The sequence below is a fragment of the Actinophytocola sp. genome, assembly GCF_035712165.1.
GTDB lineage: Bacteria > Actinomycetota > Actinomycetes > Mycobacteriales > Pseudonocardiaceae > DASYTH01.
In genome coordinates, this window is record NZ_DASTBH010000149.1 from 1 (window position 1) to 14,192 (window position 14,192).

Sequence of the window (14,192 nt, forward strand, 5' to 3'; positions counted from 1 at the left end):
CTGGGTGGCCAGGTCGGCTGGGCGGCGGGCCAGGCGCAGCGGCGCCAGCCCGGCCGCGATCGCGCCGGAGGACACCAGCACCAGTTGCCCGCCACCGGTGCGGCGGGCCGCCATCGCGTCGACCAGTGCGTCCAGCCGGGCGGGATCGAGGCCGCCCTCGGCGGTGGTGAGCGAGGACGACCCGACCTTGACGACGATCCGGCGTGCGTCGGCGATCAGCTTCCTGGTGCCGGAGATCGCGCGCACGTCCGAACTCATTCGCTCGCACTCATTCGATGGTGGCATCCTCGTCGGTCGCGCCGTCCAGCCCGCGCCGGGCCCGTTTCGCCGCCTTGCGTTCCGCGGCGGTGGTGCGCTCGCTCTGCTCCAGCCGGGGGTCGGACCCACGCTGGTGCATCAGCAGGGCGATCCCGGCCGGCGTGGACGGCTCCCAGTCGAAGGTGACCGGTCCGATGGTCACCGGGCAACCGGGTTTCGCGCCGAGGCCGGCGAGAGCGTCCTCGACGCCCAACCGCGCCAGCCGGTCGGCCAGGTAGCCCACCGCCTCGTCGTTGCCGAAGTCGGTCTGCTTGACCCAGCGTTCCGGCCGGTCGCCGCGCACCACGAACGCGCCGGGCTGCTCCGGGTCCTCCTCGACGGTGAAACCGGCATCGTCCACAGCGGACGGTCGCAGCACGATCCGGGTCGACTGCGCCGGTTGCCGGGTGCGCCGGTCCTCCTCGACGACGGCGGCCAGCGCGAAGGACAACTCCCGCAGACCCTCCCGGGTCACCGTGGACACCTCGAAGACCGGCAGGCCACGCTCGACGAACTCGGGCCGCACCATGTCGGCCAGCTCGCGGGCCTCCGGCACGTCCACCTTGTTCAGGACCACCACCCGGGGCCGGTCGGCCAGTTCCCCACCCAGCGCGGGGGTGTAGCGGGCCAGCTCGTGCTCCAGCGCCTCGACGTCGGAGACCGGGTCGCGGTCGGCCTCGTAGGTGGCGCAGTCCACCACGTGCACCAGCACCGCGCACCGCTCGATGTGGCGCAGGAAGTCCAGGCCCAGGCCCTTGCCCTCGCTCGCCCCGGGGATCAGCCCCGGCACGTCGGCCATGGTGAACACCGACTCGCCCGCGGTGACCACGCCCAGGTTGGGCACCAGCGTGGTGAACGGGTACTCGGCGATCTTCGGCCGGGCCGCGGAGAGCACCGAGACCAGCGAGGACTTGCCGGCCGAGGGGAACCCGACCAGGCCGACGTCAGCCACCGAACGCAGTTCCAGCACCAGGTCGCGGGCCTCGCCGGGTTCGCCGAGCAGCGCGAACCCGGGGGCCTTGCGCGCCTTGGACGCGAGCGCGGCGTTGCCAAGGCCGCCCCGGCCGCCCCGGGCCGCGACGAACCGGGTGCCGTTGCCGACCAGGTCGGCCAGCACCTCGCCGGCCTCGGTCAGCACCACGGTGCCGTCCGGGACGCGCAGTTCGAGGTCCTCGCCGGCCGCGCCGTCCCGGTTGGCGCCCTGGCCCTGCCGGCCGCTGGACGCCTTGGCGTGCGGCCGGAAGTGGAAGTCCAGCAGGGTGTGCACGCCGCTGTCCACGACCAGCGTCACGTTGCCGCCGTTGCCGCCGTTGCCCCCGTCGGGACCGCCGAGCGGCTTGAACTTCTCCCGATGCACCGAGGCACAGCCATTTCCGCCGTTACCCGCGGCCACATGGATCACCACGTGGTCAACGAACCGGGACAAGGGTTTTCCTTTCGAACAAGCGACGAGGGGCGGGCCGCGTTGCGCTGGCCCGCCCCTCGTCGGGGATCATGCAGTCCGGTCGGGCGCTCAGGCCTCGACCGGCACGATGTTGACCGTCTTGCGGCCGCGCTTCGATCCGAACTGGACCGAACCGGCGGCCAGCGCGAACAGCGTGTCGTCCCGGCCCCGGCCCACGTTCACACCCGGGTGGAACTTGGTGCCGCGCTGGCGGATGAGAATCTCGCCGGCCTTGACGGCCTGGCCCCCGTAGCGCTTGACGCCGAGGTACTGCGCGTTCGAGTCGCGGCCGTTGCGGGAGCTGGACGCACCCTTCTTGTGTGCCATGGCTGGCTCCCCTACTTGGTCTTGATGCCGGTGACCTCGACACGGGTCAGCTTCTGCCGATGCCCCTGCCGCTTGTGGTACCCGGTCTTGTTCTTGAACTTGTGGATCCGGATCTTCGGGCCCTTGGACTGCTCGACGACCTTGCCGGTCACCGAGACCTTGGCCAGGGCCGCCGCATCCGTGGTGACGTCTTCACCATCGACGACGAGCAGCGCGGGGAAGGTGAGCTCGGTGCCCGGCTCGCCCTCGAGCTTCTCGACCTCGACGACGTCGCCGACAGCCACCTTGTACTGCTTGCCGCCGGTCTTGACGATCGCGTACATCGGGACGCAACTCTCCTGCTGCTCGAACGGATGGTTCAAATCTTGGGGTCACGCCGCGCCGGGCTGGTGTTGACCAGCGAACGGCCTCGCGCACGACACGGCCCACCGAAGTGGCGGGCCGTGTTACAGATTACGTGCCGCGCGGAATCGGGGTCAAACCGGGTCCGGATTCAGCCATCGGTGGCCGCCGGGACCGGAGGGCCGGCCGGCCGGGACGCGGTCCGCCGTCGCCGGCTGTTCCCCGACAGAGCGGATTCGGGCTGGTGGGACTCCGTGTCCGGCGTGTCCTCGGAGTCCTGCGCCGGTCCGGACGGCACCGCGTCGAGGACGGCCGAACGGGACTCGGCGGCGCCGTTCTCCCCCGGCTCGGGCTCGTCCGGCGCCTCCGCCTGCGGCGGCACCCACCCACCGGTTTCCTCCGGGTGGGTCGGCTCCGCCGCCACGGCCGCAGGCGCGATCTCCCCGGCCGGCTCCTCGGCGACGAGTGCGACCGGCTCAACCGCCGCCTCGGCCGCCGGAGCGGCCGGCTCCACGGGCTCCTCGGCGACCGGCGCCTCGGGCTCGGCCGGCGCGGCGACCGGCTCGGGCGCGGGGTTCTCGGCCACGTGGTCCACCACGGCCGCCACCGGCTCGGCCTCGGCGGTCTCCGGCTCGGCCTCGGGCCGCACCCCGCTCGCCTTGGCGATGCCGCGCACGGCCGCCTTGGTCCGCTCCTTGGCCGGCTCCTTCTCCTTGTCCTTCCCGGAGTCGCCGCCACCACGGGAGCGCCGGCCGCCGCCCTGCTGCTGACCGCCGCCCTGTCCGTTCGACTTGGTCACCGGATCGTTGTTGACCAGCACCCCGCGTCCCTTGCAGTGCTCGCACTGCGTGCTGAACGCCTCCAGCAGCCCGGTGCCGACCCGCTTGCGGGTCATCTGCACCAGGCCCAGCGAGGTCACCTCGGCGACCTGGTGCCGGGTGCGGTCCCGGCCGAGGCATTCGGTGAGCCGGCGCAGCACCAGGTCCCGGTTGGACTCCAGCACCATGTCGATGAAGTCGATGACGATGATGCCGCCGATGTCCCGCAGCCGAAGCTGGCGGACGATCTCCTCGGCCGACTCCAGGTTGTTCCTGGTGACGGTCTCCTCGAGATTTCCACCCGATCCGGTGAACTTGCCGGTGTTGACGTCGATGACGGTCATCGCCTCGGTGCGGTCGATCACCAGGTAACCGCCGGAGGGCAGCCACACCTTGCGGTCCAGCGCCTTGAGCAACTGCTCGTCGATGCGGAACTCGGCGAACACGTCGGTGTTGCCCACGTGCCGGCGCAGCCGCTCGACCAGCTCCGGCGCGACGTGCCGGACGTAGGCGTCGATCGTCTCCCAGGCCTGCGGGCCCTCGATCACCAGCGCGGAGAAGTCCTCGGTGAACAGGTCGCGGACGACCTTGATCAGCAGGTCGGGCTCCTCGTAGAGCAGCGAGGGGGCGTTGGCCTTCTTGGTCCCGTTGGCGCCGGTGGTCTTGTCGTTGATGACCTGCCACTGCGCCTGCAGCCGCCGCACGTCGCGGGCGAGCTCCTCCTCGCTGATGCCCTCCGAGGCGGTCCGGATGATCACCCCGGCGTCCTCGGGCACCACGCGCTTGAGCACGTCCTTGAGCCGGCGCCGCTCGTTCTCCGGCAGCTTGCGGGAGATCCCGGTGGCGCCGCCGCCGGGCACGTAGACCAGGAACCGGCCGGGCAGGCTGATCTGGGTGGTGAGCCGGGCGCCCTTGTGGCCGACCGGGTCCTTGGTGACCTGCACCAGCACGCTGTCGCCGGTGGACAGCGCCTGCTCGATCTTGCGGGCCTTGCCCTCCAGGCCGGCCGCGTCCCAGTCGACCTCGCCGGCGTAGAGCACGGCGTTGCGGCCGCGACCGATGTCGACGAACGCCGCCTCCATGCTGGGCAGCACGTTCTGCACCCGGCCGAGGTAGACGTTGCCGACCAGCGAGCCGGTGCCCGAGGTGGTCACGAAGTGCTCGACCAGGATGCCGTCCTCGAGCACCGCGATCTGGGTGCGGTCGCCGCGCTCCCGGATCACCATGGCTCGGTCGACCGCCTCCCGGCGAGCCAGGAACTCGGCCTCGGACAGGATCGGCGCGCGCCGCCGGCCCGCCTCCCGGCCGTCCCGGCGCCGCTGACGCTTGGCCTCCAGCCGGGTGGAGCCACGCACGCTGCGGACCTCGTCCCGGGCGTCGGCACCGGGGTCGGACTTCTCCTCGCGCGCCTCCCGGACGTGCACCACGGTGTTCGGCGGATCGTCGTCCCCGACGCCACCGTCGTCGCCACCGCGCCGCCGCCGGCGCCGGCGGCGGCGTTGGCTGGCCGTCTCGACCACGCCGTCGGCATCGTCGTCGGCGTCGCGCTGCTCGGCCTCCTTGGCCTTGCCCTTGTTGGACCTGGCGGGCTTCTCCGGCCGCTCGGCGGGCGGCTCGTCCTCGGCGCCCTCGTCGTCCGCGCCGTCCTCGTCGTGACCGCCCTTGCCCCGGCCACGGCCACGGCGGCCCCGCCGGCGCCGCCGCCGGGCGCCGTCATCGCCGGCCTCCTCGCCGGCCTCGGCGTCCTCGTCCTCCTCCGGCTCCTCGACGACCTCCCGGGTCTCCCGCACCGGCTTGGGCGGCGCCTGGCTCGCGTCGGGCGGCAGGAACAGGGGTGACGCCGAGGCGAACACCGGCAGCGGTGGAGCGGGCGGCCGGGCCGGAGGCCCGTCCACCTGCGTCTGTGTCTCGGTCTCAGGCTCGGTGCCCAGGAGTTTCTCCGCGATCTTGAGGGCGACGTCCCGGGGGATGCTGGACTGGGCGCTGCGGCCGTCCTCACCCAGGGCGATCAACGCGTCGAGCACGTCACGGCTGCTGCGGTCGAGCAGCTTTGCCAGCGCGTGCACCCGGACCCGGTCCGGTAGACCGGCCAGTTCGGGATGAGTGGATGTGAAGTTGTCCCCGCCGGGTTGCCCGGCAGGCGTCGACTTTTCCGACATGTAGCTCCTCCGCCCCCGGGCGCGGCCAACTCGCAGGCGTGTCTTGACGCCGGCGCTGTCGGTCGCGGCCACGCGGGGGCCTGTAGTTGTCTCGCTCCACCGCGCACGGTGGAGAACTGTGCCTTTTCCGCCGCCATGCGGCGGGAATCCTCGCCTCTGCGCCGCCGAGGCCTCCGAACCACTCGGTTCGGCGACCCCTGCCGCGGCAGGTCAGTCCACGTCGCTCTGAGCCGGCTCCCGCAGCGCCCACCCGGATGCCGCGGCCCTGTCCCGGGCCAACGGGTCGGACAGACCTCCGCTGTCGTCGAGCCGCCCTTGGGCCATCCGGGTCGCCTTCGCGGGCACCGGCGGTTCCAGCGCGGCGACGACGCGTAGCGCACTCAGCACGTCGTCCGGCCGTACCGCAGGCGTCGCCTGCCGCACGACCACGTCAAGTATCCCACACGCCCCGGATACGGTTGACACCTCCGCTGTCACCACGGCGGGTCGCACGTCGATCGGGCGCATGCCCTGCTTGGTCAACCGCTCAACCTGTACGGACTCCACGGCCAGTAGCGCCTCGACCGCGACCCGTAGCGCCTCGCCCGACACGCCGGGGAGTTCGACCCGCCAGCGGCTGGCCTCGATCTCCTCGGCCAGCGAGCCGCCGGTGGCCGTGACGGTCTCCAGGACGTCCAGGCCGGACGGCATGGCGGCGTCCAGCCGGGGGCCGAGGTCGGCCGGGTCGACCCGCTGGATCACCTGGATCTCGACGTACTCGGCCTCGCTCGCCACCCCGGTCGGAGACGCGCCGATCCAGGAGATCTTCGGGTGCGGGTTGAAGCCCTGGGAGAACGCCATCGGCACCCCGGCCCGGCGCAGTGCCCGCTCGAACGCCCGGGCCACGTCCCGGTGCGAGGTGAACCGCAACGGTCCCCGCTTGGCATAGCGGACCCGCAGTTTCTGCACGGGTTCCGGGGACGGGTTGGGCCGGTCGTCGCGACTCAGCGTTACTCCTAATGGTGGGAACCGGTTTGCTCCGGTGGTGATGAACACAACCGGCTGGGACGGTACTCCCAGGCCGAATTCGGGTGTTGTCTTGTCTGGGCGCGATTGGCTGGCTACCGTCCGGCCGAGGAGGTAGGCCCCCGAACCCGGTCGAACCAGACGATGGAGGTTTCGTCCCTGTGCCTCTGTTCCGCCGTGCGAGGGCGGCAGCGGTCAGTGTCGCTGTCCTGCTAGTGGCACCGCTGACCAGCGGAAACGTCGCGAATGCCCGGCCGGACGACGCGGCCGTGGTGCCCGCCTGCACCTCCGACGGCGCGACCATGCGGTACGTGGTGCTGTTCAACGGCCCCACCGCGGAGCGCAGCGCCACCGACGAGATCACCGGGGCCTGCGGCAAACCGGTCGCCTACTACCCGCAGATCGGCGTGGCGGTGGCGACGTCGGGCTATCAGCATTTCGCCGACCGGATCGGGCCGGACCGGGCGTTCAGCGCCGAGCGGGCGGCCCGGAGCCAGGCCGGACCGAGCAGCCGGCGCAACGCCGACGAGATCCCGTCGATGCCGGAACTGGTCACCGACGATGCGGCCGAGGTGTCGACCACCGACCGCACCGGTGAGCAGTGGGACATGGCGCTCATCCACGCCGACCGGGCCCGCCGGATCACGCCCGGCAGCCGCGACGTGGTGGTCGGGGTGCTCGACTCCGGGGTCGACCCCAACCATCCGGACCTGCGCGCCGCCCTGGATCCCGCCCGGTCCGCCGGCTGCCTGACCGGCAAGCCGGACACCACGCCCTCGGCCTGGGAGCCGACCGCCTCCCCGCACGGCACGCATGTCGCCGGCACCATCGCGGCCGCCGACGACGGCCACGGGACCGCCGGCGTCGCGCCCGGTGTGCGGGTCGCCTCGGTGAAGGTGGTCGACGACGAGGGGTTCATCTACCCCGAGTACGCGGTGTGCGGGCTGATGTGGGCCGCGGCCCAGCGGATGACGATCACCAACAACAGCTACTACGTCGACCCCTGGCTGATGACGTGCGACCGCGCGGGCGAGCACGTGGCGCAGGAGGCGGTCCGGCGGGCGGTGGACTACAACACCCGGCAGGGCGTGCTGACCGTCGCCGCCGCCACGAACGCCGGGCTGGACCTCGGCCGGCGCCAGGAGGGCAACTGCCGGGTGCTGCCGGCGGGCCTGCGCGGGGTGGTCGCGGTGTCGGCGGTGGGGCCGCAGCGGCTCAAGTCCAGCTACAGCTCATACGGGCTGGGCCTGGTGGACCTGGCCGCGCCGGGCGGCGAGGTGGCCACCGGCAAGCAGCCCGAGCAGGCCTGCGTGCTGTCCACGGTGCCGGGCGGCTATGCGCGGTCCTGCGGGACGTCGATGGCCACCCCGCACGCGAGCGGGGTGGCCGCGCTGCTGGCCTCCCGGCATCCGAAGTCCTCGCCGCAGGAGCTGACCCGGATGCTGACCACCCAGGCCGAACCGATCCCCTGCCCGGAGGACTACGACCTGAACGGCACCGGCGCCCAGGACGGCTACTGCTCGGGTTACGCCCCGTACAACAGTTTCCACGGCCACGGCATGGTGGACGCCCTGGCGGCGGTCACCTCCAACTAGGCTGTGTTTCATCAGGCGCGCGCGATCGGATCTGCGGGGCAGGCCGTTGTCGCCGCGCATCGCCGGCCTGGCAGCGGGGCGGCCTGCCGCCACAGATCCGGGCCTTCGGCCGGGGCGCGCAGCTGGTCGCTTTGATGGGAGCACCTTCGAAACAGGGGCCTAGACCGGGGTGAGCGGCAGGAGCTTGCGACCCGTCGGGCCGATCTGGATATCGGTTCCCATCGCCGGGCAGACGCCGCAGTCGAAGCAGGGGGTCCAGCGGCAGTCGTCCTGTTCGCGGGCCTCCAGGGCGTCCTGCCAGTCGTCCCAGAGCCAGGCCCGGTCCAGGCCGGAGTCGAGGTGGTCCCAGGGCAGCACCTCGGGTTCGGCCCGCTCGCGGGTGGTGAACCAGGCCAGGCTGACGCCGAGCGGCTCCAGCTCGGCGGCGCAGGCGTCGACCCAGCGCTGGTAGGAGAAGTGCTCGCTCCAGCCGTCGAACCGGCCGCCGGACCGCCAGACCCGCTCGATCACCCGGCCGACCCGGCGGTCGCCCCGGGAGAGCAGTCCTTCGATGAGACTCGGTTCGCCCTCGTGATACCGCATGCCGATGTTGCGGCCGAGACCCCGGTCGGCGTTGACCGCCTGCCGCAGCTTGCGCAGCCGGTCGTCGATCGTGGCCGGGTCGGCCTGGGCAGCCCACTGGAACGGCGTGTGCGGCTTGGGGATGAACCCGCCGATCGAGATGGTGCACCGGATGTCGCGGCGGCCGCTCGCGGCCCGGCCGGCCTTGATCACCTCGTGCGCCATCGTGGCGATCTGCAGCACGTCCTCGTCGGTCTCGGTGGGCAGGCCGCACATGAAGTACAGCTTCACCTGGCGCCAGCCTGCGGCGTAGGCCGCGCTGACCGTCCGGATGAGGTCCTCCTCGGAGACCATCTTGTTGATGACGCGGCGGATCCGCTCGCTGCCACCCTCCGGGGCGAAGGTCAGGCCGGAGCGCCGGCCGTTGCGGGACAGTTCGTTGGCCAGGTCGATGTTGAACGCGTCCACCCGGGTGCTGGGCAGGGACAGGCCGGTGTTGGTGCCCTCGTAGCGGTCGGCCAGACCCTTGGTGATCTCGGCGATCTCCGAGTGGTCGGCGCTGGACAGCGAGAGCAGGCCCACCTCCTCGAAGCCGCTGGCCTCGATGCCCTTCTGGACCATCGCGCCGATGCCGTCGATGGAGCGCTCCCGGACCGGGCGGGTGATCATGCCGGCCTGGCAGAACCGGCAGCCCCGGGTGCAGCCCCGGAAGATCTCCACGCTCATCCGCTCGTGCACCGTCTCGGCCAGCGGCACCAGCGGTTTGGCCGGGTACGGCCAGGCGTCGAGGTCCATGGTGGTGTGCTTGGCGACCCGGTCCGGCACCCGGTCCCGGTTCGGGGTGACCCCGGCCAGTTCGCCGCTGGGCAGGTAGCCGGCGTCGTAGAACTTCGGCACGTAGATGCCGCCGGTCTCGGCCAGCCGGGTGAGCAGCTCGTCGCGGCCGCCGGGGCGGCCCTCGGCCTTCCACCGGCGAACGTGCTCGGTGATCAGCAGCACGGCCTCCTCGCCGTCGCCGAGGACAGCGGCGTCGACGAAGTCGGCGATCGGTTCCGGGTTGAACGCGGCGTGCCCCCCGGCTACCACGATCGGGTGGTCTTGGGTCCGGTCGACGGCATGCAGCGGGATTCCGGCCAGATCGAGCGCGCTGAGCAGGTTGGTGTAGCCCAGTTCGGTGGAGAAGCTGACCCCCAGCAGGTCGAAGGCGCCGACCGGGCGGTGGGCGTCGACGGTGAACTGGGGCACCCCGTGCTCGCGCATCAGCGCCTCGAGGTCGGGCCAGACGGCGTAGGTGCGCTCGGCCAGCACGTCGGGCTGCTCGTTGAGCACCTCGTAGAGGATCATGACGCCCTGGTTGGGCAGCCCGACCTCGTAGGCGTCCGGGTACATGAGTGCCCAGCGCACCGTGGCGGTGTCCCAGTCCTTGACGGTGGCGTTGAGCTCGCCACCGACGTACTGCACGGGCTTGGCCACCTTCGGCAGCAGCTGCTCAAGCCTCGGGAACAGGGACTCCACGGTCACAGTGGTTCAGGGTAACCGCCGCCCTACCGGAACAACGGACCGGTGATGGTCAGCCCGAGATCGTCGCCCAGCTTGACGACCAGCGCGAAGACGAGCAGCGCCGCGCCGGCCAGGGCCATGTCCTTCTGGAACTGGATCATCTCCAGCTGCCGGGCCTGGGGGTCGGTCTCCTTCCAGAAGGCGTGCATGAGCAGGGCCGTGGGGACGAGGAAGAGGACCAGCAGCAGGGCGCCGAGATCGGCCCAGATGCCGAGCAGCACCATGAGGCCGCCGACGAGGATGAGGACGCCGCTGAGCTGGGTGGCCAACCGCGCGTTGGGCACGCCCTTGCTGGCGGCGTAGCCGGCCATGGCTTCTGTCTGGGCCAGGTGGGCGAACCCGGAACCGAGGAACAGCAGGACGAACAGGATGCGTCCGATGAGGGCGACGACGTCCACTACAACCTCCGGTGAGGCGAGTCGGTCTGTCAACCGTTCAACTATCTCGGTTCGAGATCCACTTCGCAATCGTGAGCGGACAAACCGAGGCCCCCGGCGAACCGGGGGCCTCAGCGGGTTCAGGCCCGGTCGAGCCGGCCGCTCTTGACCTCGGCCAGGAACGCATCCAGCCCGACGAGCAGGACCGGACGAGGGTTCTTGCTGTCCCGGATCGCGCCGACCCGGGCCACCTCAACGCAATCGCCGCCGTTGCCGGCACTGCGGCTGCTCTTGCGCCACATGGGTTCCTCCCGTTCAGGCCCGGTCGAACCGGCCAGCCTTGATCTCGGCCAGGAACGCATCCAGCCCGACCAGCAGGACCGGGCTCGGGTTCTTACTGTCGCGGATCGCGCCGAGCTGGGCCACCTCGACACAGTTGCCGCCATTGCCCGCACTGCGGCTGCTCTTGCGCCACACAGCAGGGGAAAGGTCCGGAGTCATCCCGCACCTCCCTTCGGTTCTCACAGTTCCCGCCTCACAGTATTGACCAGCTTGAGGCTCTCCTTCGGGGAGAGGGCCGAGGCCGTGAGGTGTTGCCAAACCAGCACGTACGCCTGTCGCTGCGGATCGTCCGCCTTGTCCAGGTAGCTGGCGCTAGTGAGGTCCTCGACGTACACCACATCGACGCCGACGTCGTCGGCGAAGCGAAGCAATGTGAAATCAAGCCCTGTGCAGGCGTGTGCCCCGGCTGTGAAAGGGGCGACCTGCACGGTCACATGCCCGAGCCGCGCCGTTTCCGCGATGCGCTCGAGTTGCCTCAGCATCACCTCTCGACCGCCGACCTGGAGGCGCAGCGCGGCTTCCGACATGATCGCCCAGAGTTGCGGCGGATGGTCGCTCACAAGCCGCGCTTGGCGCGCGGAGCGAGCGCGAACGAGGCGGTCGATGTCGTTGGGCGCATGCAGGGGGTTCGCCTCAGTGACCGCCCGGGTGTATTCCTCCGTCTGCAGCAGACCGGGGACCAGCTCGCCCGTGTAGATACGGACCTCGGACGCACTTTCTTCCAGGCTTACGAACCTGCGGAACCAGTCTGGGATTGAGCGGCCGTACGTTGTTCTGGGACGGCGTTTGCGGGTGTCGCGGGCGATCGACTCCAGGCCCTTGCGTTGGTCGGCTGGAACCTTGAAGAAGTCCATGAGCGCCGCGAACTCCGTCGAGCGGACGCCGACGTGGCCGTTCTCGATGCGGCTGATCTTCGATGCCGAGCACTCGAGGACCAGGGCGACCTCGTCCCTGGTCTTGCCGGCGGCCTCGCGCAGTTCCTGCAGAGCCCGGCCGAGCTGTCGCTTCGGGACGGTGGGGTTCGCCATCGCTCCTCTCCCGGACGTAGGGGTCACAGTCTGCACCAGCAGACTGCATGTGCAATCCCCCCTGGTCGGGGGATATTCAAAGTCGCAATTGCAGGTTTACCGTACATCTGCCGGGAAGAAAGACCGCACTCCCGGTGGCCCGGCCCCCAGCGCCTCGCAGTTCCCGATGGGGGCCGGGTCCCACATTCAGGAGGTGTTTCGGCCCGATGATCAGCGATGTCGACTACTGGCTCGAACAACTCCACCTGCGCCACTGGCACATCTACCTCCTCGGGCCGGACGAGACCCAGCCGGAACTCCTGGTCGCCACGATGGATTGGATGGGTTGGGCCACCGATGTGGCCGCCATCCACAGCGAAGATCACTCGATCGCGTGGCGCGCCCCGCTCACCGGGCCGGACCCCAACCCGTTCACGCCGGACGCCGTCACCTGGTGGTGCGAAGGCCCGACCAACCGAACGCTGCGCGGGATCCTCAGCCTGGCTCCGCCAGGCCGCGAGCAGTACCCGCTGCCGGCGGTCGCCGCACCGCCCGCCTGCCAGGTCCCGTCCGAGTACGCGCGGCTGCTGCCGCCTCAGGTCAGCGCAGCAGCAGCTTGCCCACCCGCCTGGCCGACACCACCAGGCCGATCACGGCCATGACCGCGAAGTAGGCCAGGTGACCGAGCATCGACACGTCGACGTAGCCGGTCGACAGCGCCCGCATGATCTCGATGCCGTGGTACAGCGGGAAACACTGCACCAGCACCTGGATCGCGGCCGGGTAGACGGTCAGCGGGAAGAACGTCGTGGAGAACAGGAACATCGGCATCAGCGCAAGCTGCACCAGGTCGAAGTCCTGCCACGACCGCATGTACGTGGTTGCTGCCATGGCCACGGCCGCGAACCCGAACGCGATGAACAACGCGGCCGGCACGATCAGCAGCGCCCACGGCGAGGTGACCAGACCCAAGCCGCACATCACCGCGAAGAAGCCCATCGCGTATAAGCCGCCGCGCAGCAGCGCCCAGGAGATCTCCCCGATCGCCACGTCGATCGGGCCGAGCGGGGTGGCGAGCATCGCCTCGTAGGTGCGGTTGTACTTCAGCTTGAAGAACAGGTTGAACGTGGCGTCGTACACCGCGCCGTTCATCGCCGAAGCGGCCAGCAACGCCGGCGCGACGAACGCCACGTAGCTGATCGGCTCACCGCCTGGACCGATCATCTGGCCGGCCAGGCCCGCGAAGCCCACGCCCATCGCGAACAGGTAGAACAGCGGCTCGAAGAACCCGGACAGCACCATCATCCAGGTCCGCCGGTTCACCAGCAGCGACCGTTCGACGACCATGCGGGCCCGCCCGGCGTACAGCGCGGTCGGCAGCATCCGCAGCAGCAGTCCGCCGGGCCGGGGCCCCGTCCCGACCTCCCGGGGCGTCAGTACCGAGGTCATCACACTCCCCCTACCGCGCCAGCCTGCGCGCGAAGAACCGGGTGGCGAGCACCGCGCCGGCCGCGAACATGGCCCCCAGGAAGGCCAGATGCCCTACCGCCGCCCACGGGTTCAACCCGCCGAACACCGCTCCCCGGGCCAGCTCGGTGCCGTGCCAGAGCGGAGTGACCCAGGCCAGCGGGCGGATCCACGCCGGCAGCGCCTCGACCGGGAAGAACGTCCCGGCGAGCAGCGTCATCGGCAGGATCACGAACCGGAACAGGCTGCTGAACGGCGCCTCCGACTCCAGCGTCGCCGAGTAGGCCGTGACCGGCGCCGCGACCGCCATGCCGGCGAGCACCGCGACGAGGAACGACAGCAGCACCGCCGGACTGGTCACCGCACCCAGCACCGCGGCGACGGCCAGGAAGACCAGCGTCGAACTGGCCATCCGCAGCATGACCCAGGTCAGATGGCCGGACACGATCTGCCGCGCGGTGATCGGCGTCGCCGCGATGGCGGTGTACTGGGCCTGCCACTTGAACCCACCGAGCACCGGATAGGTGCACTCGAACGCGGCCAGCTGCACGGTGGTGGCGACCAGCAGCGCCGGCGCCAGGTACACCACGTAGCTCTGCCCGGCGGTCGCCGGACCCGGGTCCACCTGCGAACCGAACCCGAAGCCCAGCGCCAGCAGGAACAGCACCGGCTGGACCACACTGGAGATCGCCGAGGCTCGCCAGTTGCGCTTGTACCAGGTCAGGACCCCTTCGACCACGAACAGAACGGCCGCCAGGCCTACCGGATGGGCTCTGCCCGGCCCGTGCACCGGCGCGGCGGCACGTTCGGCGAGATCAGCCATCACTCCCCCTCAGTCCACCAGCGTCCGGCCGGTCAACCGCAGAAAAACGTCCTCGAGCGTGCTGCGCC

Annotated in this window: 14 protein-coding genes and 1 pseudogene; 2 read left to right on the forward strand and 13 right to left on the reverse strand. The window is 70.9% G+C overall.

The features are described from left to right. The 6 genes and pseudogenes from VFO68_RS08385 to VFO68_RS08410 form a co-directional block, all read right to left on the reverse strand. Nucleotides 1-258, reverse strand: a pseudogene (locus tag VFO68_RS08385) (glutamate 5-kinase); the annotation flags it as partial. A gap of 10 nt (nt 259-268) precedes the next feature. Next, nucleotides 269-1,723, reverse strand: coding sequence for a GTPase ObgE (gene obgE, locus VFO68_RS08390; RefSeq protein ID WP_325157612.1), 1,455 nt, complete (start codon nt 1,721-1,723; stop codon nt 269-271). Nucleotides 1,724-1,810: 87 nt separating this feature from the next. Continuing rightward, a complete protein-coding gene (rpmA, locus tag VFO68_RS08395) occupies nt 1,811-2,068 on the reverse strand; it encodes a 50S ribosomal protein L27 (protein WP_325157613.1) in 258 nt (85 codons plus the stop codon). Between the two features lie 11 nt (nt 2,069-2,079). Beyond that, nucleotides 2,080-2,391: a 50S ribosomal protein L21 gene (gene rplU, locus VFO68_RS08400; protein WP_325157614.1), complete on the reverse strand. Its 312-nt coding sequence runs from the start codon at nt 2,389-2,391 to the stop codon at nt 2,080-2,082. 170 nt (nt 2,392-2,561) lie between these two features. Then, on the reverse strand, nt 2,562-5,387 hold the full coding sequence (locus VFO68_RS08405; protein WP_325157615.1) for an Rne/Rng family ribonuclease: 2,826 nt from the start codon (nt 5,385-5,387) through the stop codon (nt 2,562-2,564). Nucleotides 5,388-5,597: 210 nt separating this feature from the next. Beyond that, nucleotides 5,598-6,335, reverse strand: a complete 738-nt coding sequence (locus VFO68_RS08410; protein WP_325157616.1) for a TIGR03936 family radical SAM-associated protein — start codon at nt 6,333-6,335, stop codon at nt 5,598-5,600. 218 nt (nt 6,336-6,553) lie between these two features. Here VFO68_RS08410 and VFO68_RS08415 point away from each other — a divergent pair, with 218 nt between their 5' ends. Further along, the gene (locus tag VFO68_RS08415) at nt 6,554-7,987 is read left to right on the forward strand and encodes a S8 family peptidase (protein ID WP_414635473.1); all 1,434 of its coding nucleotides are present in this window, start codon (nt 6,554-6,556) and stop codon (nt 7,985-7,987) included. Nucleotides 7,988-8,146: 159 nt separating this feature from the next. On the opposite strand, the gene VFO68_RS08420 is transcribed toward VFO68_RS08415, so the two are convergent. From VFO68_RS08420 to VFO68_RS08440, 5 genes are all read right to left on the reverse strand, one after another. Beyond that, nucleotides 8,147-10,069: a TIGR03960 family B12-binding radical SAM protein gene (locus VFO68_RS08420; protein WP_325157618.1), complete on the reverse strand. Its 1,923-nt coding sequence runs from the start codon at nt 10,067-10,069 to the stop codon at nt 8,147-8,149. A 23-nt stretch (nt 10,070-10,092) separates the two neighbouring features. Beyond that, a complete protein-coding gene (locus tag VFO68_RS08425; RefSeq protein WP_325157619.1) occupies nt 10,093-10,506 on the reverse strand; it encodes a DoxX family protein in 414 nt (137 codons plus the stop codon). 119 nt (nt 10,507-10,625) lie between these two features. Continuing rightward, the gene (locus VFO68_RS08430; RefSeq protein WP_325157620.1) at nt 10,626-10,787 is read right to left on the reverse strand and encodes a DUF397 domain-containing protein; all 162 of its coding nucleotides are present in this window, start codon (nt 10,785-10,787) and stop codon (nt 10,626-10,628) included. Between the two features lie 13 nt (nt 10,788-10,800). Further along, on the reverse strand, nt 10,801-10,986 hold the full coding sequence (locus tag VFO68_RS08435) for a DUF397 domain-containing protein (RefSeq protein WP_325157621.1): 186 nt from the start codon (nt 10,984-10,986) through the stop codon (nt 10,801-10,803). A gap of 20 nt (nt 10,987-11,006) precedes the next feature. Further along, nucleotides 11,007-11,855 carry a helix-turn-helix transcriptional regulator gene (locus tag VFO68_RS08440; RefSeq protein ID WP_325157622.1) on the reverse strand — a complete coding sequence of 283 codons (849 nt, stop codon included), beginning with the start codon at nt 11,853-11,855 and terminating at the stop codon, nt 11,007-11,009. A gap of 206 nt (nt 11,856-12,061) precedes the next feature. Here VFO68_RS08440 and VFO68_RS08445 point away from each other — a divergent pair, with 206 nt between their 5' ends. After that, the gene (locus VFO68_RS08445) at nt 12,062-12,496 is read left to right on the forward strand and encodes a hypothetical protein (RefSeq protein WP_325157623.1); all 435 of its coding nucleotides are present in this window, start codon (nt 12,062-12,064) and stop codon (nt 12,494-12,496) included. On the opposite strand, the gene VFO68_RS08450 is transcribed toward VFO68_RS08445, so the two are convergent. After that, the gene (locus VFO68_RS08450) at nt 12,435-13,283 is read right to left on the reverse strand and encodes an ABC transporter permease (RefSeq protein WP_325157624.1); all 849 of its coding nucleotides are present in this window, start codon (nt 13,281-13,283) and stop codon (nt 12,435-12,437) included. The genes VFO68_RS08445 and VFO68_RS08450 overlap by 62 nt on opposite strands. Nucleotides 13,284-13,293: 10 nt before the next feature. Beyond that, nucleotides 13,294-14,124: an ABC transporter permease gene (locus tag VFO68_RS08455; RefSeq protein ID WP_325157625.1), complete on the reverse strand. Its 831-nt coding sequence runs from the start codon at nt 14,122-14,124 to the stop codon at nt 13,294-13,296. Between the last annotated feature and the right edge of the window lie 68 nt (nt 14,125-14,192).